Source organism: Gordonia zhenghanii (assembly GCF_021738965.1).
In the GTDB taxonomy this organism is placed as follows: Bacteria; Actinomycetota; Actinomycetes; order Mycobacteriales; family Mycobacteriaceae; genus Gordonia; species Gordonia zhenghanii.
In genome coordinates, this window is sequence record NZ_JAKKOQ010000006.1 from 162830 (window position 1) to 180596 (window position 17767).

General features: G+C 66.3%; 17 protein-coding genes. 11 read left to right on the top strand and 6 right to left on the bottom strand.

What is annotated here, in order from left to right; genetic code table 11:
• Positions 1-71: 71 nt before the first annotated feature.
• Both L5G32_RS07570 and L5G32_RS07575 read left to right on the top strand, forming a co-directional pair.
• Positions 72-4028 (top strand): DNA-directed RNA polymerase subunit beta', encoded by a 3957-nt coding sequence (locus tag L5G32_RS07570; protein ID WP_237010417.1) that lies wholly within the window; start codon positions 72-74, stop codon positions 4026-4028.
• A gap of 213 nt (positions 4029-4241) precedes the next feature.
• Positions 4242-4688, top strand: a complete 447-nt coding sequence (locus L5G32_RS07575; RefSeq protein ID WP_237010418.1) for an SRPBCC domain-containing protein — start codon at positions 4242-4244, stop codon at positions 4686-4688.
• 101 nt (positions 4689-4789) lie between these two features.
• Here L5G32_RS07575 and L5G32_RS07580 read toward each other — a convergent pair whose 3' ends face one another.
• Positions 4790-5815, bottom strand: a complete 1026-nt coding sequence (locus L5G32_RS07580) for an alpha/beta hydrolase (protein WP_237010419.1) — start codon at positions 5813-5815, stop codon at positions 4790-4792.
• Positions 5816-5988: 173 nt separating this feature from the next.
• On the opposite strand from L5G32_RS07580, the gene L5G32_RS07585 reads away from it, so the two are divergent.
• On the top strand, positions 5989-7125 hold the full coding sequence (locus L5G32_RS07585) for a DNA polymerase IV (RefSeq protein WP_237010420.1): 1137 nt from the start codon (positions 5989-5991) through the stop codon (positions 7123-7125).
• A gap of 13 nt (positions 7126-7138) precedes the next feature.
• On the opposite strand, the gene L5G32_RS07590 is transcribed toward L5G32_RS07585, so the two are convergent.
• Entirely contained in the window at positions 7139-7621 is a 483-nt protein-coding gene (locus tag L5G32_RS07590; protein WP_237010421.1) for a SixA phosphatase family protein, read from the bottom strand.
• Positions 7618-7887 carry a hypothetical protein gene (locus L5G32_RS07595; protein WP_237010422.1) on the bottom strand — a complete coding sequence of 90 codons (270 nt, stop codon included), beginning with the start codon at positions 7885-7887 and terminating at the stop codon, positions 7618-7620. Before L5G32_RS07595 ends, L5G32_RS07590 begins: the two co-directional genes overlap by 4 nt.
• 165 nt (positions 7888-8052) lie before the next feature.
• Here L5G32_RS07595 and L5G32_RS07600 point away from each other — a divergent pair, with 165 nt between their 5' ends.
• A complete protein-coding gene (locus L5G32_RS07600) occupies positions 8053-8898 on the top strand; it encodes a DMT family transporter (RefSeq protein WP_237010423.1) in 846 nt (281 codons plus the stop codon).
• A gap of 35 nt (positions 8899-8933) precedes the next feature.
• On the opposite strand, the gene L5G32_RS07605 is transcribed toward L5G32_RS07600, so the two are convergent.
• Complete coding sequence (locus L5G32_RS07605) at positions 8934-9386, bottom strand: flavodoxin domain-containing protein (RefSeq protein ID WP_237010424.1); 453 nt, start codon at positions 9384-9386, stop codon at positions 8934-8936.
• Between the two features lie 114 nt (positions 9387-9500).
• Positions 9501-10025 (bottom strand): DUF4333 domain-containing protein, encoded by a 525-nt coding sequence (locus tag L5G32_RS07610; protein WP_237010425.1) that lies wholly within the window; start codon positions 10023-10025, stop codon positions 9501-9503.
• A gap of 181 nt (positions 10026-10206) precedes the next feature.
• On the opposite strand from L5G32_RS07610, the gene L5G32_RS07615 reads away from it, so the two are divergent.
• The 7 genes from L5G32_RS07615 (at position 10207) to L5G32_RS07645 (ending at position 17084) form a co-directional block, all read left to right on the top strand.
• Positions 10207-10599: an SHOCT domain-containing protein gene (locus L5G32_RS07615; RefSeq protein ID WP_237010426.1), complete on the top strand. Its 393-nt coding sequence runs from the start codon at positions 10207-10209 to the stop codon at positions 10597-10599.
• Positions 10600-10781: 182 nt separating this feature from the next.
• Complete coding sequence (locus L5G32_RS07620) at positions 10782-11654, top strand: DUF3558 family protein (protein ID WP_237010427.1); 873 nt, start codon at positions 10782-10784, stop codon at positions 11652-11654.
• Between the two features lie 14 nt (positions 11655-11668).
• Positions 11669-12208, top strand: a complete 540-nt coding sequence (locus L5G32_RS07625; RefSeq protein WP_237010428.1) for a DUF3558 domain-containing protein — start codon at positions 11669-11671, stop codon at positions 12206-12208.
• Between the two features lie 148 nt (positions 12209-12356).
• Positions 12357-14024 carry an FAD-dependent oxidoreductase gene (locus L5G32_RS07630; protein WP_237010429.1) on the top strand — a complete coding sequence of 556 codons (1668 nt, stop codon included), beginning with the start codon at positions 12357-12359 and terminating at the stop codon, positions 14022-14024.
• Between the two features lie 17 nt (positions 14025-14041).
• Positions 14042-15334: a glycosyltransferase family 4 protein gene (locus L5G32_RS07635; RefSeq protein WP_237010628.1), complete on the top strand. Its 1293-nt coding sequence runs from the start codon at positions 14042-14044 to the stop codon at positions 15332-15334.
• Positions 15328-16041 carry a class I SAM-dependent methyltransferase gene (locus L5G32_RS07640; protein WP_237010430.1) on the top strand — a complete coding sequence of 238 codons (714 nt, stop codon included), beginning with the start codon at positions 15328-15330 and terminating at the stop codon, positions 16039-16041. Before L5G32_RS07635 ends, L5G32_RS07640 begins: the two co-directional genes overlap by 7 nt.
• 2 nt (positions 16042-16043) lie before the next feature.
• Positions 16044-17084 (top strand): glucosidase family protein, encoded by a 1041-nt coding sequence (locus tag L5G32_RS07645; protein ID WP_237010431.1) that lies wholly within the window; start codon positions 16044-16046, stop codon positions 17082-17084.
• On the opposite strand, the gene L5G32_RS07650 is transcribed toward L5G32_RS07645, so the two are convergent.
• Positions 17081-17737, bottom strand: coding sequence for a class I SAM-dependent methyltransferase (locus L5G32_RS07650; RefSeq protein WP_237010432.1), 657 nt, complete (start codon positions 17735-17737; stop codon positions 17081-17083). The two genes, L5G32_RS07645 and L5G32_RS07650, sit on opposite strands and share 4 nt — an antisense overlap.
• Positions 17738-17767: the final 30 nt, after the last annotated feature.

Below are 17767 nucleotides of genomic sequence, written 5' to 3' on the forward strand. Positions count from 1 at the left end.
CCCGGACGACTGACACGACTTAGACCTCGACGCTTTTAGAGCTGATTAGCTTTCTGAGGAAGGGCAATAGATTGCTCGACGTAAACTTTTTCGACGAACTGAAGATCGGTCTCGCGACCGCCGACGACATCCACAAATGGTCGTACGGTGAGGTCAAGAAGCCGGAGACCATCAACTACCGCACCCTGAAGCCGGAGAAGGACGGACTCTTCTGCGAGAAGATCTTCGGTCCGACCCGCGACTGGGAGTGCTACTGCGGCAAGTACAAGCGCGTCCGCTTCAAGGGCATCATCTGTGAGCGCTGCGGCGTCGAGGTGACCAAGGCCAAGGTGCGCCGTGAGCGCATGGGCCACATCGAGTTGGCCGCACCGGTCACGCACATCTGGTACTTCAAGGGTGTGCCGAGCCGTCTCGGCTACCTGCTCGACCTGGCGCCGAAGGATCTCGAGAAGATCATCTACTTCGCCGCCTACGTGATCACGTCGGTCGACGACGAACTGCGTCACGCCGAGCTCTCGACCCGTGAGGCCGAGATCGGTGTGGAGCGCAAGGCGATCATGGACGACCTCGAGGCCGCACTGGCCGAGCGTCAGACCAAGCTCGAAGCCGACCTCGCCGAACTCGAGGCCGAGGGCGCGAAGGCCGACGCCAAGCGCAAGGTCCGCGACGGCGGCGAGCGCGAGCTCAAGCGCATGCGTGACCACGCCAACCGTGAAGTCGAGGCACTCGACGAGATCTGGGACAAGTTCACCAAGCTGTCCCCGGGCGAGCTGATCATCGACGAGCGTCTGTACCGCGAGCTCGAGGACCGCTTCGGCGAGTACTTCGCAGGCTCGATGGGCGCCGAGGCGATCAAGAAGCTCCTCGAGACCTTCGACATCGACGCCGAGGCCGAGATCCTGCGCGAGACCATCCGCAGCGGCAAGGGCCAGAAGAAGCTGCGTGCGCTCAAGCGACTGAAGGTCGTCGCCGCGTTCCAACGGTCGGGCAATGAGCCGAAGGGCATGGTCCTCGAGGCCGTGCCGGTGATCCCGCCGGAGCTTCGTCCGATGGTTCAGCTCGACGGCGGTCGTTTCGCGACGTCCGACCTGAACGATCTGTACCGCCGCGTCATCAACCGCAACAACCGACTCAAGCGACTGATCGACCTCGGCGCGCCCGAGATCATCGTCAACAACGAGAAGCGCATGCTTCAGGAGTCGGTCGACGCACTGTTCGACAACGGCCGTCGTGGTCGTCCGGTCACCGGACCGGGCAACCGTCCGCTCAAGTCGCTCTCTGATCTACTCAAGGGCAAGCAGGGTCGCTTCCGTCAGAACCTCCTCGGCAAGCGTGTCGACTACTCGGGTCGTAGCGTCATCGTCGTCGGTCCGCAGCTCAAGCTGCACCAGTGCGGTCTGCCGAAGCTGATGGCTCTGGAGCTGTTCAAGCCGTTCGTGATGAAGCGTCTGGTCGACCTGAACCAGGCGCAGAACATCAAGTCGGCCAAGCGCATGGTGGAGCGTCAGCGCCCCGCCGTGTGGGACGTCCTCGAAGAGGTCATCGCGGAGCACCCGGTTCTGCTGAACCGTGCGCCGACGCTGCACCGTCTGGGCATCCAGGCGTTCGAGCCGCAGCTCGTCGAGGGCAAGGCGATCCAGCTTCACCCGCTCGTCTGTGAAGCGTTCAACGCCGACTTCGACGGTGACCAGATGGCCGTGCACCTTCCGCTGTCGGCGGAGGCGCAGGCCGAAGCACGCATCCTGATGCTGTCGAGCAACAACATCCTGTCGCCTGCGTCGGGTCGCCCGCTCGCCATGCCGCGTCTGGACATGGTGACCGGTCTGTACTTCCTGACCACCCAGAAGCCGGGTGCGAAGGGCGAGTACCAGCCGGCGAACGGTGACGACGTCGAGCGCGGTGTGTACTCGAGCCCCGCGGAAGCTCAGATGGCCGTCGATCTCGGCACGTTGAGCATGCAGGCGTCGATCAAGGTGCGTCTGACCGACCAGCGTCCGCCCGCGGACGTCGAGGCTCAGCTGTTCTCGGACGGCTGGCACCGGGGCATGGCGTGGGAGACCACGACCACGCTCGGCCGTGTGCTCTTCAACGAGCTGCTGCCGCGCGATTACCCGTTCATCGACGAGCAGATGCCGAAGAAGCGTCAGGCCGTGATCATCAACGATCTCGCCGAGCGCTACCCGATGATCGTCGTCGCGCAGACCGTCGACAAGTTGAAGGACGTCGGCTTCTACTGGGCGACCCGTTCGGGCGTCACCGTCTCGATGTCGGACGTCCTGGTTCCGCCTGCCAAGGCCGAGATCCTGGAGCGTTACGAGGAGCGTGCCGACGGGCTGGAGCGCAAGTACCAGCGCGGTGGTCTGACCACCGAGGAGCGTCGCGACGCTCTGGTCGAGATCTGGAAGCAGGCCACCGAAGAGGTCGGCCAGGCTCTGGAGGACTACTACCCGGACGACAACCCGATCACGATGATCCCGAAGTCGGGCGCCACCGGCAACATGACGCAGGTCCGCAACCTGTCGGGCATGAAGGGCCTGGTGACGAACCCGAAGGGTGAGTTCATCCCGCGCCCGATCAAGTCCTCGTTCCGTGAGGGTCTGACCGTCGCCGAGTACTTCATCAACACGCACGGTGCTCGTAAGGGTCTGGCCGACACGGCTCTGCGTACGGCGGACTCGGGTTACCTGACTCGTCGTCTGGTCGACGTCTCGCAGGACGTCATCGTCCGCGAAGAGGACTGTGGCACCGAGCGCGGCATCAACGTGCCGCTCGCGGAGCGACAGGCGGACGGCACGCTCATCCGTGACGCGCACGTCGAGACCTCCGCGTACGCCCGTACGCTCGCGGTGGACGCGGTGGACGCTGACGGCAACGTCGTCATCGAGAAGGGCCACGATCTCGGCGATCCGGCGATCGAGGCTCTCCTCGCTGCAGGCGTCACCGAGGTGAAGGTCCGTTCGGTCCTCACCTGTGCGACCGGCACCGGCGTCTGCGCCTACTGCTACGGCCGTTCGATGGCCACCGGCAAGCTCGTCGACATCGGTGAGGCCGTCGGCATCATCGCGGCTCAGTCGATCGGTGAGCCCGGCACGCAGCTGACGATGCGTACGTTCCACCAGGGCGGTGTCGGTGACGACATCACGGGCGGTCTGCCGCGTGTCACCGAGTTGTTCGAGGCGCGTGTCCCCAAGGGCAAGGCTCCGATCGCCGAGGTGTCCGGCCGCGTCTCCATCGAGGACGACGATCGTTTCTACAAGATCACGATCGTGCCCGACGACGGCAGCGAAGAGGTCGTGTACGACAAGATCTCGAAGCGTCAGCGCATGCGTGTCTTCAAGCACGAGGACGGCACCGAGCGTCTCTTGGCCGATGGTGACCACGTCGAGGTCGGCCAGCAGCTCATGGAAGGTGCTGCCGATCCGCACGAGGTGCTTCGTGTGATGGGTCCGCGCCAGGTGCAGATCCACCTCGTCAACGAGGTCCAGGAGGTGTACCGCAGCCAGGGTGTGTCGATCCACGACAAGCACGTGGAGACGATCGTCCGCCAGATGCTCCGTCGCGTCACGATCATCGACTCCGGTGCGACCGAGTTCCTGCCGGGTTCGTTGACCGAGCGCGCCGAGTTCGAGGCCGCTAACCGGTCGGTCGTCGCCGAGGGCGGGGAGCCGGCTGCCGGCCGTCCGGTCCTCATGGGCATCACGAAGGCGTCGCTGGCGACGGACTCGTGGCTGTCGGCGGCATCGTTCCAGGAGACGACGCGAGTCCTGACCGATGCGGCGATCAACAGCCGCAGCGACAAGCTCGTCGGCCTCAAGGAGAACGTGATCATCGGTAAGTTGATCCCGGCCGGTACCGGCATCGACCGTTACCGCAACATCCAGGTCCAGCCGACCGAGGAAGCTCGTGCCGCTGCGTACGCGCTGCCTACGTACGACGACACCTACTACAGCCCGGACAGCCCGTTCGGTGCTCCGAGTGGTGCGGCCGTCCCGCTGGACGACTACGGTTTCGGCGGCGACTTCCGCTGACCCGCTGAACGACGAGGCCCCCACCGCGAGGTGGGGGCCTTCTCGTTCTCCCGGCCACGTCACACTGGTCGAGCGGGCCCACGCTGGTCGAGGCCCCCCTCACGTTGGTCGATCGGAGTCGAGGCCCCTGCCACGTTGGTCGAGCGGAGTCGAGGCCCCTGCCACGTTGGTCGAGCGGAGTCGAGGCCCTAGAACGTGTTCTACAGTGACGGTATGAGCTTTGTAAATGACAACAGCATCGAGATCGCCGCGCCCGCCGACGTCGTCTGGAGCGTACTGACCGATTTCGACGCTTACCGCGAGTGGAATCCTTTCCAACTGGAGTGTTCGACGGCCTTCACTCCCGGCGCACCGATCGACATGAAGGTGGATCTAGGTCCCGGCGGACCGATGCGCCAGCGGGAGTTCATCGATGAGGTCGACGTCGCGAACCGATGGTTCACCTACCGGATGAAGCCTGCACCGTTCGGACTCGTCACCAGCCTGCGCCGACAGACGGTCGTCGAGGTCGACGCCGGGCGATCGAGGTACGAGTCGCACTTCGAGATCAACGGTGCGCTGTCGGTTGTCGTGAAGGCTCTGTTGGGCAAGTCCATGGTCAGCAAGTTCGCGGCTGCGACGAAGGCACTCGGCGCTCGCTCGGAGGCCGTGAGTCGGTAGCAGCGGAGCCGCTAGCTGGTTGAGCCGGTGAGGAGCGTGGTGACGAGCCGTGTCGAAACCCGGTGCGGTGGGGCGTCAGAGGTCTCGACCCTTCGACTGAGTCAGGCTCCGATGGACCGGGCGATCATCGGCCACGAGTTGTGGAGGTCGGCGCTGAAGAGACCCCAGGTGTGGACGCCGTCGTTGCGGTGGACGAACCGGTGGGGGATCCGCAGGCTGTTGAGCCGGTTCGACATGTTCGTCGTGCACCTCAGTGCGACTCGTTCGATCACATTGCCTCCGACGAGCCCGCCGCCGTTGCGCAGGAGGCTGCCGTCGACCGGGCCTGCGACGCCGGAGCCCGCGGAGAGGTAGATCGCGGTGCCGCGGAGCTTGCCCGCGTTGACGATCGGATCGTGGTGTCGCCATTGGGGGCTGCCGGGCGGACCCCACATGTTGGCGACGTTCCCGCCGCCCCGGGAGACGACCGCGGTGTTCGCGAGGAGCCCGAGGGGGTCGCTGGTGCTCGGGCAGCCGCTGTATGAGGCGACCGCACGCCAGCGCGACGGTGCGTGCGTCACGATGTCGAGGGCCGGGCCCGCCGTCATGGAGACGCCAGCGAGAGCTTTGACTCCGTTGGTGCGGTAGGCGGCGTCGATCGCTGCCGGGAGTTCCCGGTTGACGTACGTTTCCCATTTGTTCACGCCGAGCGCCGGGTCGGCGGAGTTCCAGTCGGTCCACATGGAGAACTTGCCGCCGATCGGCAGGACGACGTTCACTCGCTTTCGCGCGAAGTAGGCGCGGACACCGCCGTTGTTGTACCAGGAGATTCCGTCCTCGGCGCCGCCTGCTCCCGGAAGCATGTAGAAGGACGGCAGCCCCGCAGGCTTGCCGCCGGGATGCAGGACGTGGTTGCCGATCACCCGGTGCATGGACGGCGAGTACACCGAGACGAGGTCGACCTGTGGGCTGATGGGTTGAATGCCGACGACGCGGGGCGCTGCACTTGCGACCGGCAGGCCGGGGGCCATTCCGGCGAGCAGCGAGAGCACGGCGGCGACGAGGACGGCTCGCGAGGCGAGACGACGACGCGGCCGCTTCGAATCTGTTGTCGAAACTCCGACGGCGGCGCGGGACACAACAACCATTACTCGACGGTAGGGGCGGTCGGCGTCCCGGCCGAATCGCGTTACACGTTTGTTGTTCGATCGACGCACGTTCGTCGGTCGAGACCGTTCGGACGAATGCTCGCGCCGTCGACGTCGCACCGCGCGTCCGGTTCGGCCACCGACTCGGGCTACGGCCTCCTACAGTGGAACGCGTGGCAGAGCGCACGGAGCGAGACCGGCCGTCGGCGCGATTCCGATGGCTGCTGCACATCGACCTGGACCAGTTCCAGGTCTCTGCCGAACGTCTGCGACGAACGGATCTGATCGATATCGCGGTGATCGTCGGCGGTGACGGCGATCCGTCGCACGGTCGGCAGGTCGTGACCTGTGCGTCGTACGAAGCGCGCGCCGCAGGTGTTCGAGCCGGGCTGCCGATGCCTGCTGCGAAGAAGAAGTGCCCGGATGCAGTGTTCCTTCCACTCGACATGGACTACTACACGCAGGTGTCGACTCGCGTGATGGACGTGCTTCGCGAACAGGGGTACCCGGTCGAGGTGTGGGGGTTCGACGAGGCCTACCTCGGTATCGACGGCGGGGGTATCGACGCCTCGGCCGGCGGGCGGCCCCACGAACGGACGGAGATCGTCGCACTGGCCGATCGGATCCGCCGAGCGGTCTCGGACGCGACCGGTCTTCCGTGCTGCCTCGGGGTCTCCGACAACAAGCAGCGTGCCAAAGCGGCGGCGGGATTCGCGAAGGCGGCGGTGCGATCGCCCGACGCTGCAGCGGAAGATCGGGTATTCGTGCTCGACGACGTGAACTGGGCCGAACTGATGGGTCCCCGACCATGTCGTGACCTGTGGAGCGTCGGCCCGAAGACGGCCGCGAAACTCGCCGACCGCGGAATCGACACCGTGGACCGGCTCCAGGGCGTCGCGCGGGACGACTTGGTCGAGTGGTTCGGTCCGAGCCAAGGCAACTGGCTGTACGTTCTGTGCCGCGGGGGAGGGGACGATGCGATCGCGGTGGAACCGTGGATCGCGAGATCGCATTCACGATCGCGGACGTACCCCGAAGACCTGACCGATCGCGAACAGGTCCGCGCAGCGGCGACTGAGCTGGCCCGCGAAGTGCGTGAGCAGGTCATGAACGAAGGCCGTGTCCCGTTCCGTGTGGGACTCACGGTTCGGACGTCGACCTTCTACACGCGTACCAAGATGCGGAAGATGGCCGAGCCGAGCACCGAGTTCGCGGCGATCGGCCCGGTCGTCGACGGTCTCGTCGACGCCTTCGATCTCGACCGGCCAGTCCGGCTGTTGGCGGTCCGACTGGAACTGCTCGACGTGTGACGCGACAGCTTGCCTAGCGGGGAATCCGTAGCGCGACGAGTCTCGCCTCGGGGTCGGTGTCGAGGCCGATCCGGTCCCATTCGACGCCCACCTGGACCACGGCGTATGCCGACGTCGGGAAGCGGTCGATGGACCCGTCGGCGTCCAGAGTCAGCGCGGTCTCGGGCACGCCGGGGAAGTGCCCGACCATCACGACAGTCTCGGCTTCGGCTGGGGCATGGATGCGCAGCACCTCGAGAAGTTCGTCCGGGGTGCCGCCGTAGATGTCGGCGACGTACTCGGTGGGTGCGTCGATCTCGGCCCGTTCCAGCGTCGAGCGGGTACGGGTCGCCGTCGAACACAGGACGGCGTCGACGCGGTAGCCGTCGTCCCGGATCCAGTCGCCTGCGAGCGCGGCCTGACGACGTCCGCGTTCGTTGAGGGGACGCTCATGATCGGCGACGCCGAGCGGGTAATCGCTCTTTCCGTGTCGGAGCAGGATCAGCGTTCGGCTCATGCCGCCCCCTGGGCACGGTCGGCGGTCGACGCGGTCGCCATCGTCCGCAGCACATGCGCGGTCGCGCGCCACGCCGCTGATTCTTGCGTGTAGTAGGCGTGGGCGTCGATGTCGCAGGCGCCCGCCGCCTCATCGGCCAATTCTGCCAACTCCAGGTGTTCGTCGAGGCACCGTGTCATGAGACCGCGCAAGCGGTCGCCGCGGCAGGCGGCGTCGATCTCCGCCGATGACAGGGTCATCAGGCGTTCCAATTCGCTGCGATACATGAGTCAACGGTAGATCGGACGTCCGACAATTCCGGGTAGGCGCGCAATCGGGCGCAGAGCGCTCGGTGATGTGAACGCCGACGTGTTCATCCGAATATGTGACATATCCATGCGGGGCGGTCGCGACTGCGTGGTGGGCCCGCGCCGACCGCTAGTCTGGGCGGGATGCACACCTGGGTTCCCGCACTGCTGGCGATCGCCGCAGCGTTGTTGATCGCTGCGGGCACCGTGCTGCGACAACGGTCGTCGTCGGCGAGCGGCGCCATCACCAGCGGGTGGTGGCTCGGCGCGTCGATCGCGTTCTCCGGCTTCTTCCTGCAGGCCGCAGCGCTCGGACTGGGATCGATCCTTCTCGTGCAACCCCTCATCGTGCTCGCGGTACTGTTCGCGCTGCCGTTGGAGGCCTGGGCCGACCACCGGAGCCCGCGCAGATCCGAATGGGCGTGGGGCGGCGTGCTCGTGGTGTGCGTCGTCGTGTTCCTGCTGATCGCGCGTCCCGTCTCGACGGACCGTCGACCAGACGTAGTGATCATGGGATGCACAGTCGGCGCCGTGGTGGCGGGCCTGATCGCACTGGTCGTGGTGGCCGAGCGGTGCAGCAACCGGCACCACAAGGCGCTGCTGTACGGCCTGGCGTCCGGTGCGTTGTTCGGGGTGTCGTCGCTGCTGATCAAGGCCGTGGCGTTCCGGGTGATCGACGATCCGCTGTCGGTCTTCGTCCACTTCGAGGTGTATCTGTTGGTCCCGGTGGCGCTGCTCGCCGTCGTCGCGCAGCAGCGTGCGTTCGGTGCGGGCGATCTGCAGACGTCGTTCCCGGCGATGAACGTCATGGAGCCTGCGGTCGCGATGGTCCTGGGTGTCGCACTCCTCGGCGAAACCCTGACGGTCGGGGTGTCTGCGACGATTCTGCTGGCCGCCATCCTGGCGCTGTCCGTGGTGGCCGTGGTCAAGTTGGCCAGACATGCAGCGATCCGCGGGGACCAGCGTGTGCTGGCGCTCGCGGATCGGTGAACTCGAGAGAGGTCAGTCCTCGACGACGGGCCTGATCAGGCCTCGTCGATGACGGGCTTGAGACGCTCGGCCCAGGCTTCGGCGGCCTTAGCGGGTTTCTCCGCGCTCGACGCGTCGTGACGATAGTGCTCGCCGACCTCGACGGCGCCCAACGCCGTCAGTTTCTCTGCGATGACCTCGCCGCCGCGATTGAACGTGTCCGGGTAGACGGAGTCGCCGAGTCCGAACACCGAGAAGCGCAGACCGTTGAGGTCCGGTTTCTCTCCGTCCAGTTCGTCTGCGAAGGGCAGCGCGCTCGACGGGAGTTCGCCTTCGCCGTACGTCGAGCAGACCACGACGAGGAAGTCGTCGGAGTTCAGGTCGTCGGCGGCGTACTCGGCCATGTCGAAGATCGACGGATCGTGATCGGCGGCCAGCACGTCGGCGATGGCGTCGGCGGCGAGTTCACCGGTGCCGGTCTCGGTGCCGTAGAGGATGACAGCTGCCATTATCGGGCATCTCCTGGGAAGATTCGGGGTCAACGACGACGATTACGGTATCGTAACCTCGGCGTCGCGTCGAACCCCGACCAGGGACTTTAGGCCAATGTCACAGCTGTGAGGTCAATTGATCTCCCAGCGGTCCTCGCCGCCGCCCTCGGCGACGAAGTACGTGAGCGTGTCCGATTCGCCAGCGTCGTTCGACACCGTGCACTCGAAGGTCGAACCCGGAGTCAGTGCTTTGAGACCGTTCCCGCAGTCGACGTTCACCTGGAAGCCGAGTTGTTGCGAGACCGACGGCGCGAGCGTCTTCGACGCGTAGGCCATGTCGTACAGAGTGTCGACGGTCTGGTACTTGACGTCCATGTCTTCGGTCGTGGTGGTGACGTCCACTCGGACATCGGTGCCGTCGACGTCGGCGACGCACTGGAACTTGGTGCCGACCTTCGGGTCCTTCCCGGGATCGTCGCAGTCGACGGACGAAACGGTCCGGGGGAACTTCGCGTAATTCGCGTTGAGTTCCGTCGTGATCTCGTCATTGAGTTTGTCGTGGTCGAGCGTTGTTCCGCCGATCGAAGCGCTGCAGGCGGCGAGGAGTGGGATGGCGGCGAGGGCCGCGACGACGGTGGCACTGCGCAGGGTTCTCATGCCCCGAAAGTCTAGTCTCGCCTGCAGTGAATTGTCCGGTTGCGAGTATTTTGTCCGCCGTTCGAATGAGTGGATCCGCACGGGCTGTCGTTGCAGGTCATCCGTGAGTTCGTGTTCGACGAACAGCGGTCGTTCCGCGGGATACGATGACATTTCCGATATTTGAAGAAAGGTGCGCTAAATGGACTGGAGTTCGTTCTGGGGTGTGCTGTGGTACACCCTCGTGATTTTCGCCTTCATCGCTTATCTGGTCGTGTTGTTCATGATCCTCAGCGATCTGTTCCGAGACCATAAGTTGAGCGCCGGATGGAAGGTCCTGTGGATCATCGCGTTGGTGATCTTCCCGTACCTCACAGCGTTCGTGTACATCCTCGCGCGCGGTCAGGGCATGGCCGAACGCAGTCATTCGGCGGCCGTCGCCGCTGCGCGGTCGCAGGAGCAGTACATCCAGCATGCTGCGGGTCAGGCGTCGCCTGCGCACCAGATCGCGACTGCGAAATCGCTGCTCGACGCTGGCGTCGTCTCGCAGGAGGAGTACGAGGTGCTCAAGTCCAAGGCGCTCGCTGCTGCCTGAGGCCTGCCGGAAGAGCCCGATCGGAACGGTGGTCGCCGTTTCGGCCGGGCTCTTCGCATTGGCGGCCCGGTCGTTCGCCGAACCCTGCGTCGGTCGAACGATCGTGGGCGTGCCGTGTCCGTCGTCACGGACAGATACTCTGGACGCGAACCGAACACTGCGTTCCGCGAGAGGGGCTGCCCATGGCGACCCGCATCGACAGTTGGATCTGGGCGATCCGGTTGACGAAGACCCGCTCGGCCGCTGGCGCCGCTTGCCGGGGCGGCCACGTCCGGCTCAACGGAGCGCCGGTGAAGGCGTCGACGACCGTCTCGATCGGCGATCGAGTGACGGTCCGTCAGGGCGCGCGCGAACGCATCGTCGAAGTGACGGGGCTGATCAACAAGCGAGTCTCGGCGCCGGTCGCCGTGCAGAACTACATCGACCACAGTCCTCCTCCGCCGCCGCGCGAGGTGGTCGCTTCGATCCCGAGGCGAGACCGAGGGGCCGGCCGGCCGACGAAACGCGAGCGTCGCGAACTCGATCGATTCCGCCGGGCGACGATGGTCGTCCTCGCGTTGGCCGCGTTGGGGCTGTCGGCCTGCGGCGGCGGGGACGGGACCTCGGACGCAGTGGATTCGACACCGGAGCCGAAGACCGGCACCGGTCCGGATTTCGATCGGTGCGGTGGACTCACCGCGGACGACGTCATACGGATCACCGGGCTCGGCGGGCTGAGTGAAGTCGTGAACAACCCGTCGGCCTGCGAGTGGCGGCGCGGTGCGGCCAGCGCGCCGTCGGTCTCGTTCAACTGGTATCGAGGGTCGCCGATCGGGCGCGAGCGCGGAACAGAGCAACTGTCGCGCGACTCGACGCAGGACTACGAGATCGACGGGCAACCGGGCTTCATCGCGCACCACGGTTCGATCTGCGAGATCGGCGTCGCCTGGGAGGCCGACTTCATCGAGATCTCGGTGCAGTCCGCATCGTTGGACGGCACGACGACCAAGACCACCGACGAGACGTGCACGGCGACCAAGCGTCTCACCGAGACCGTCGTGAAGGGGGCGTCGTGATGGCTCGGATTCGGATGAGGAGAGCCGTCGCGGCGTCGGCGCTCGCGACCGCCGCGGTGCTCGCCGTCGGTGCGTGCGACGTCGACGGCACACCCGTGCGCGAAGGACGCGAGGCCGCAGTCGACACCGGTCGCGTCGACACCGACAAGTTCGAGAACCTCCTCGCCGAATGCGAGATCCTGCCCGCGAAGCAGATCGCCGACGCGGTAGGCGGACAGATCGCCGACCCCAGTTTCTTCGGAGCCAACTGTCGATGGACGGTCATGGCTCCCACCACAGTCGAGGTGATGTTCAACTGGTTCGAGTGGGGCTCGTACACCCATGAGAAGGACACCGCCAAGCGTCTCGGATACACCACCGAGAACATCACGGTGCGGAGTCAGGCGGCGTTCACCGCTCGCGATGCGAAACGTCCGAACGTCTGTGGCGTCACCTCGAAGGCCCCGAGCGGCGGGGTGTACACCTGGTGGGTCGAGCCGTCCGGCGGCGCCCACGGGGACGCGTGCGACGCTCCGATCAAACTGATGGCGTTGATCTTGACGGGCGCGTTCTAGCGTCGTCGACGCTCCACGGCAACCCGGAGTCCCGTTCTGTGCACGGGTCCGAGTGCTGTGAGTGTGACGGATTACGCTATCCTAGAAGGCAAAATTAGAACACGTTCCCCCTGTGGATCGCCGGTTCTCGGCTTGGAGGAAAGACTCGATGGCGCACATCATCACCCGCCCCTGCTGCAACGACGGATCATGCGTCGCGGTGTGTCCGGTGAACTGTATTCACCCGACCCCGGACGAACCGGAATTCCTCACTGCGGAGATGCTCTACATCGATCCCGAGACCTGCATCGACTGCGGCGCGTGCATCGACGAGTGCCCAGTGGACGCGATCGTCCCCGACGACCAGCTCGAAGCATCCGATGAGCCCTACCTGCAGATCAACGCCGACTACTACAAGGACCACGACGTCGACGGCGGCCTGGTGAAACACCCCAAGGCTCCGAAGCTGCCGGACGGCGAGGAACTGGAAGTCGCGATCGTCGGGGCAGGCCCTGCCGCGTTCTACGCGGCCGAGGAACTGGTCAAGAAGCGGCAGGTCAAGGTGCACATGTTCGACCGGTTGCCCACCCCGTACGGTCTGGTGCGCGCTGGTGTCGCGCCCGATCACGCGAAGACCAAGGGCGTCGAGTCGACGTTCGCGGCGGTGGAGAAGAAAGCCAACTTCACGTATCACCTGAACGTCGAGGTCGGCGTCCACGTCACCGTCGACGAACTGCGCGAACGGTTCGGCGCGGTGCTGTACGCGGGCGGGGCCGCGCACGACCGTCGTCTCGGCATCGACGGCGAGGACCTCCCCGGTTCGATCGCCGCCACCGACTTCGTCGCGTGGTACAACGGCCATCCCGACCACGCAGACCGCACGTTCGACTTGTCTGCGGAGCGCGTCGTCATCATCGGAAACGGCAACGTCGCGCTCGACGTCGCGCGCATCCTGGTCACCGACCCCGAGTCGCTGGCACGCACCGACATCGCCGACCACGCACTCGACGCGCTGCGCCAGTCCGCAGTCCGGGAGGTGGTCGTCATGGCGCGCCGCGGCGTCGAGCACGGAGCCTTCACCAACAGCGAGTTCCTCTCGCTGAGCGAACTCGAGGGCGTCGACGTCGTGATGCCGGACGAGCTGCTCCTCTCCGACGAAGCGGCTGCCGCCGAAGCGGACGATTCGATCGACTCGGTGATGGGCACCAAGATCAGGTTGGCGCGCGAGTTCGCCGAGAAGTCGGTCGGCGACGCTCCGCGGCGGATCGTGTTCGAGTTCCTGACGTCGCCGACCGCGATCGTCGGCGACAACGACGGCGTCGCGAAGGTCCAGTACGTCCGCAACAAATACGTCGACGGATCGTCCATCGAGCCGACCGGGGAGACCGGCGAGCTCGATGCCGGCGCCGTCGTCCGATCGGTCGGGTACCGCGGTCGGGCGGTCGACGGTCTGCCGTTCGACGACGAGCGGGCCGTCGTCCCCAGCGATGACGCGCGAGTGCTCGACCGCCCGGACGGCGAGCGAATCCCCGGACTGTATGTTGCGGGCTGGATCAGGCGCGGCCCGACCGGCGGCATCGGTCGAAACCGGTACTGCGGCGAGGAGGCCGCGAAAGCGGTGCTCGCCGACTTCGCGCACGGTGAGCTGCCGTCGCCGACGGGGAGTGCCGACGACGTCGACGAGCTGGTGGCCTCGCGCGGCGGCAAACGCGTGGATCTCGCCGGGTGGAAGGCGATCGACGGCGTCGAGAAGGCTGCGGGCAAAGTCGAGGGCAGGCGCCGGGTCAAACTGGTATCGGTGGCCGCCCTCGAGCAGGCCGCGGGAGAGGGCGAGTGAGCGCCGACGGCGATCGGTTGCGCATCGCGCTGCTGTCGTACCGCAGCAAGCCGCACTGCGGCGGGCAGGGCGTCTACGTCCGTCATCTGGCGCGCGAGATCGCGTTGCTCGGCCACGACGTGGAGATATTCTCGGGTCAGCCGTACCCGGACCTCGACGAGTCGGCGCTCGACGCGGGCGTCACTCTGACGAAGGTGCCGAGTCTCGACTTGTTCGGCGAGCCCGACCCGTTCCGGACTCCGCGCCCCAAGGAGTACCGCGACTGGATCGACGTCGTCGAGGTCGCGCAGATGTGGACGGCGGCGTTCGGTGAACCGTTGACGTTCAGCCTCCGTGTAGCGCGGCTGTTGAAGGAGCGTCGCCGAGCGAGCGCCGCGGCGGGGGACCCGACCGGAGGGTTCGACGTCGTACACGACAACCAGTGCCTCGGATACGGACTCCTGTCGGTCAAGCGCGCCGGCTTCCCGCTGGTCGCGACCATTCACCATCCGATAACGCGCGACCGCGCCCTCGCCGTGCGCGCGGCGCGCGGCATCAAGAAGATCAGTGCCTGGCGGTGGCACTCGTTCCTCGCGATGCAGGGACGCGTCGCGCGTCGCATCCCGTCGTTGTTGACGGTCTCGCGCAGCAGCGAAGAAGACATCAGGAGCGCGTTCCGGGTCAGCGAGGACTCGCTGGCGACGATCCCACTCGGTGTCGACACCGAGGTGTTCGCACCGCGCGGCGACCGCGAGCGGGGGCATATCGTGTGCGTCGCCAGCGCCGACGCTCCACTCAAGGGCGTCTCGTACCTGCTGGAGGCGGTCGCGAAAGTCGCGGCCGAACAGCCCGTGCACCTGACGCTCGTGTCCAAGCTCGCCCCCGACGGTCCGTCCGCCGCGTTGATCGATGAGCTCTCGATCGTCGACCGGGTGTCGGTCGTGTCGGGCATCGACGACGCCGAGCTCGCGAATCTGTTGGCGAGTGCGGAGATCGCGTGCGTCCCGTCGTTGTACGAGGGCTTCTCCCTCCCGGCCGTCGAGGCGATGAGCTGTGGGACGCCGTTGGTCGCGACCCGCGCGGGTGCGATCCCCGAGGTGGTCGGCGAGAACGAGGAAGCTGCCGTGCTCGTCGATGCCGGCGACGCCGGACAACTCGCACAAGCCTTCCTGCGGTTGTTCGACGACGACGATCTGCGTGCTCGCCTCGGTCGGGGAGGCCGTGAGCGAGTATCGGCGAAGTACAGCTGGTCGGCGGTCGCCGCCACCACGGTCGAGCGGTATCGCGCGGCGATCGAATCCACCCGGGGACGAAAGGGAACAACATGCTGACAGTCGACTTCGATCGACTCAACGTCGGTCCGGGTGTGCGAGTCATCGACATCGGCGCCGGTCAGGGACGGCACTCGTACGAGATGCTGCGCCGCGGAGCCGAGGTGACCGCATTCGACATGAGCGCGTCCGACATGGCCGACGTCTCGGAGATGTTCGGTGCACTGGTCGCAGCGGGTGAGGTCCCCGAGACCGGGAACGCCGACGCGCGAGTCGGCGACGCTCTCGGACTGCCGTACGAGGACGAGTCGTTCGACGTCGTGCTCATGTCCGAGATCCTGGAGCATATCCCCGACGACGAGTCGGCGATTGCCGAGATGGTCCGCATCCTCAAACCGGGCGGTCATGCAGCGGTCACTGTGCCGCGGTTCTGGCCGGAGAAGATCTGCTGGGCGCTCTCGGACGAGTACCACGAGGTCGAAGGCGGCCACGTCCGCATCTACAGGGCCTCCGAGCTGGCGGCGAAGCTCGCGGCGGCCGGACTGGAAGTCGACGGCACCGACCACGCGCACGCATTGCACGCGCCGTACTGGTGGCTCAAATGTGCGGTCGGCGTCGAGAACGACGACAACCCACTGGTCAAGGGCTATCACAAAATACTCGTGTGGGACATGATGAGCAAGCCGTGGGTGACGCGCGTCGGCGAGCAACTGCTCAACCCGCTCGTCGGCAAATCGGTCGCCATCTACCTGCGTAAACCGGTATAGGGATGGCGGTCCCGTACATCGACGGAGTCCTCACTCCGACCCAGGTCCGGGCGACGGGGCAGTCGATCGCCGGGATGCAGGAGCCGTCCGGCGCCCTGCCGTGGTTCCCCGGCGGCAAGACCGATCCGTGGGATCACATCGAATCGGCGATGGCGCTGTCGGCCTGCGGATTGCGGCGGGAGGCCGAAGCCGCCTACGCGTGGTCGCGTCGGACTCAACGGGCGGACGGGTCGTGGCCCATCGAGTTGCGGGCGGGCCGGGTCGTCGATCCCGGCGTCGACAGCAACTTCTGCGCGTACATCGCGGTCGGCGTCTGGCACCACTTCCTAGTGTTCGACGACGCGGGGTTCCTGCGTCGGATGTGGCCGACCGTTCGGGCCGCGATCGACCGGACGCTCGCGTTCGTGCGCGACGACGGAGCCTTCCGCTGGGCCGCCGACCACGAGAGCGGTGCAATGTTCCCGAACGCTCTCATCACCGGTAACGCCAGCATCTTCTCGGCGTTGGACTGTGCGGTGCGAATCGCCGAGATCCTCGACGAGCCGAGGCAGTCGTGGGAGAGGGCACGACGTCGTCTCGGTGACGTGTTCGCGCGGTGGACCGGCGATCGGGGCGTTCTCGACCCGGTGTCGCAGCATTCGATGGATTGGTACTACCCGGTCCTCGGCGGTGCGGTACGGGGCGACGCGGGACGCGATCTCATCGACGCCCGGTGGTCTGACTTCGTCGTCGACGGTTTGGGTGCACGCTGCGTCGACGATCATCCGTGGGTGACGGGCGCGGAGACGTGCGAACTCGCCATGGCCTGCGAAGCCGTCGGCGACGCCGACGTCGCCACCGAACTCGTGCAGTCGATCCAGCATCTGCGCGAGGACGACGGTTCGTACTGGACCGGGCTGGTCTTCTCCGACGGAAAACGCTGGCCGGTGGAGCTCAGTTGTTGGACGGCCGCGGCTGTCGTCCTCGCGGCCGATGCGATCAGCCGGGCGACGCCGGGAAGCGGGATCTTCCGCGACGTCGCCGCCAGTCGCGTGGTCGGCTAACTGCGGATCAGCACGCGCAACGAGCCGTGCACCTCGGCCTCGGTGAACTGGCCGGAGTCGATTGCCTGGCAATAGATCTCGTAGGGTGGCCGTCCGCCGTCCGCAGGGTCGGGGAAGACGTCGTGGATCAGCAGCGCGCCGCCGGGACGCACCCACTGGGCCCATCCGTCGTAGTCGTTCTGGGCGGCCTCCATCGAATGCCCGCCGTCGATGAACACGAAGTCCGCGGGCCGACCCCATACGCGGGCGGCGGCCGTCGACGGTGCGAGCAGCCCGAGGACGGTCTCCTCGAGCCTCGCGTCGAACATGGTCCGGCGGAATCGTGCCGCAGTGTCCAAGATGCCTGCGTGCTCGTCGACGAGGGCCGTGTCGTGGTACTCCCAGCCCGGCTGGTGCTCTTCGGAACCGCGGTGATGGTCGACGGTCACGATGAGCGCGCCGTGGCGCTGTGCAGCGTCACCGAGGTAGACAGTCGACTTCCCGCAATAGGTGCCTATCTCGACGCCGATTCCGACGGAATCAGGCTGGGACAGAAAACGATCCGCGACGCCGTGCAAGGCGTCGGCCTCGTCGGCCGGCATGAAGCCGGGTGTGTCGTCGGCGACCTTGCGGCGGTCGTCGGGCAGCGTGGAACATCCAGTGGGCGAAGACATGACTCGATCGTACGGGTGGTGTGTATTACA

What these genes read in the sequence shown, in the direction of transcription:
- L5G32_RS07575 (WP_237010418.1), top strand. Translation starts at nt 4,242, where the DNA reads ATGAGCTTTGTAAATGACAACAGCATCGAGATCGCCGCGCCCGCCGAC.
- L5G32_RS07580 (WP_237010419.1), bottom strand. Translation starts at nt 5,815, where the DNA reads ATGGTTGTTGTGTCCCGCGCCGCCGTCGGAGTTTCGACAACAGATTCG.
- L5G32_RS07590 (WP_237010421.1), bottom strand. Translation starts at nt 7,621, where the DNA reads ATGAGCCGAACGCTGATCCTGCTCCGACACGGAAAGAGCGATTACCCG.
- L5G32_RS07595 (WP_237010422.1), bottom strand. Translation starts at nt 7,887, where the DNA reads ATGTATCGCAGCGAATTGGAACGCCTGATGACCCTGTCATCGGCGGAG.
- L5G32_RS07600 (WP_237010423.1), top strand. Translation starts at nt 8,053, where the DNA reads ATGCACACCTGGGTTCCCGCACTGCTGGCGATCGCCGCAGCGTTGTTG.
- L5G32_RS07605 (WP_237010424.1), bottom strand. Translation starts at nt 9,386, where the DNA reads ATGGCAGCTGTCATCCTCTACGGCACCGAGACCGGCACCGGTGAACTC.
- L5G32_RS07610 (WP_237010425.1), bottom strand. Translation starts at nt 10,025, where the DNA reads ATGAGAACCCTGCGCAGTGCCACCGTCGTCGCGGCCCTCGCCGCCATC.
- L5G32_RS07615 (WP_237010426.1), top strand. Translation starts at nt 10,207, where the DNA reads ATGGACTGGAGTTCGTTCTGGGGTGTGCTGTGGTACACCCTCGTGATT.
- L5G32_RS07620 (WP_237010427.1), top strand. Translation starts at nt 10,782, where the DNA reads ATGGCGACCCGCATCGACAGTTGGATCTGGGCGATCCGGTTGACGAAG.
- L5G32_RS07625 (WP_237010428.1), top strand. Translation starts at nt 11,669, where the DNA reads ATGAGGAGAGCCGTCGCGGCGTCGGCGCTCGCGACCGCCGCGGTGCTC.
- L5G32_RS07630 (WP_237010429.1), top strand. Translation starts at nt 12,357, where the DNA reads ATGGCGCACATCATCACCCGCCCCTGCTGCAACGACGGATCATGCGTC.
- L5G32_RS07640 (WP_237010430.1), top strand. Translation starts at nt 15,328, where the DNA reads ATGCTGACAGTCGACTTCGATCGACTCAACGTCGGTCCGGGTGTGCGA.
- L5G32_RS07645 (WP_237010431.1), top strand. Translation starts at nt 16,044, where the DNA reads ATGGCGGTCCCGTACATCGACGGAGTCCTCACTCCGACCCAGGTCCGG.
- L5G32_RS07650 (WP_237010432.1), bottom strand. Translation starts at nt 17,737, where the DNA reads ATGTCTTCGCCCACTGGATGTTCCACGCTGCCCGACGACCGCCGCAAG.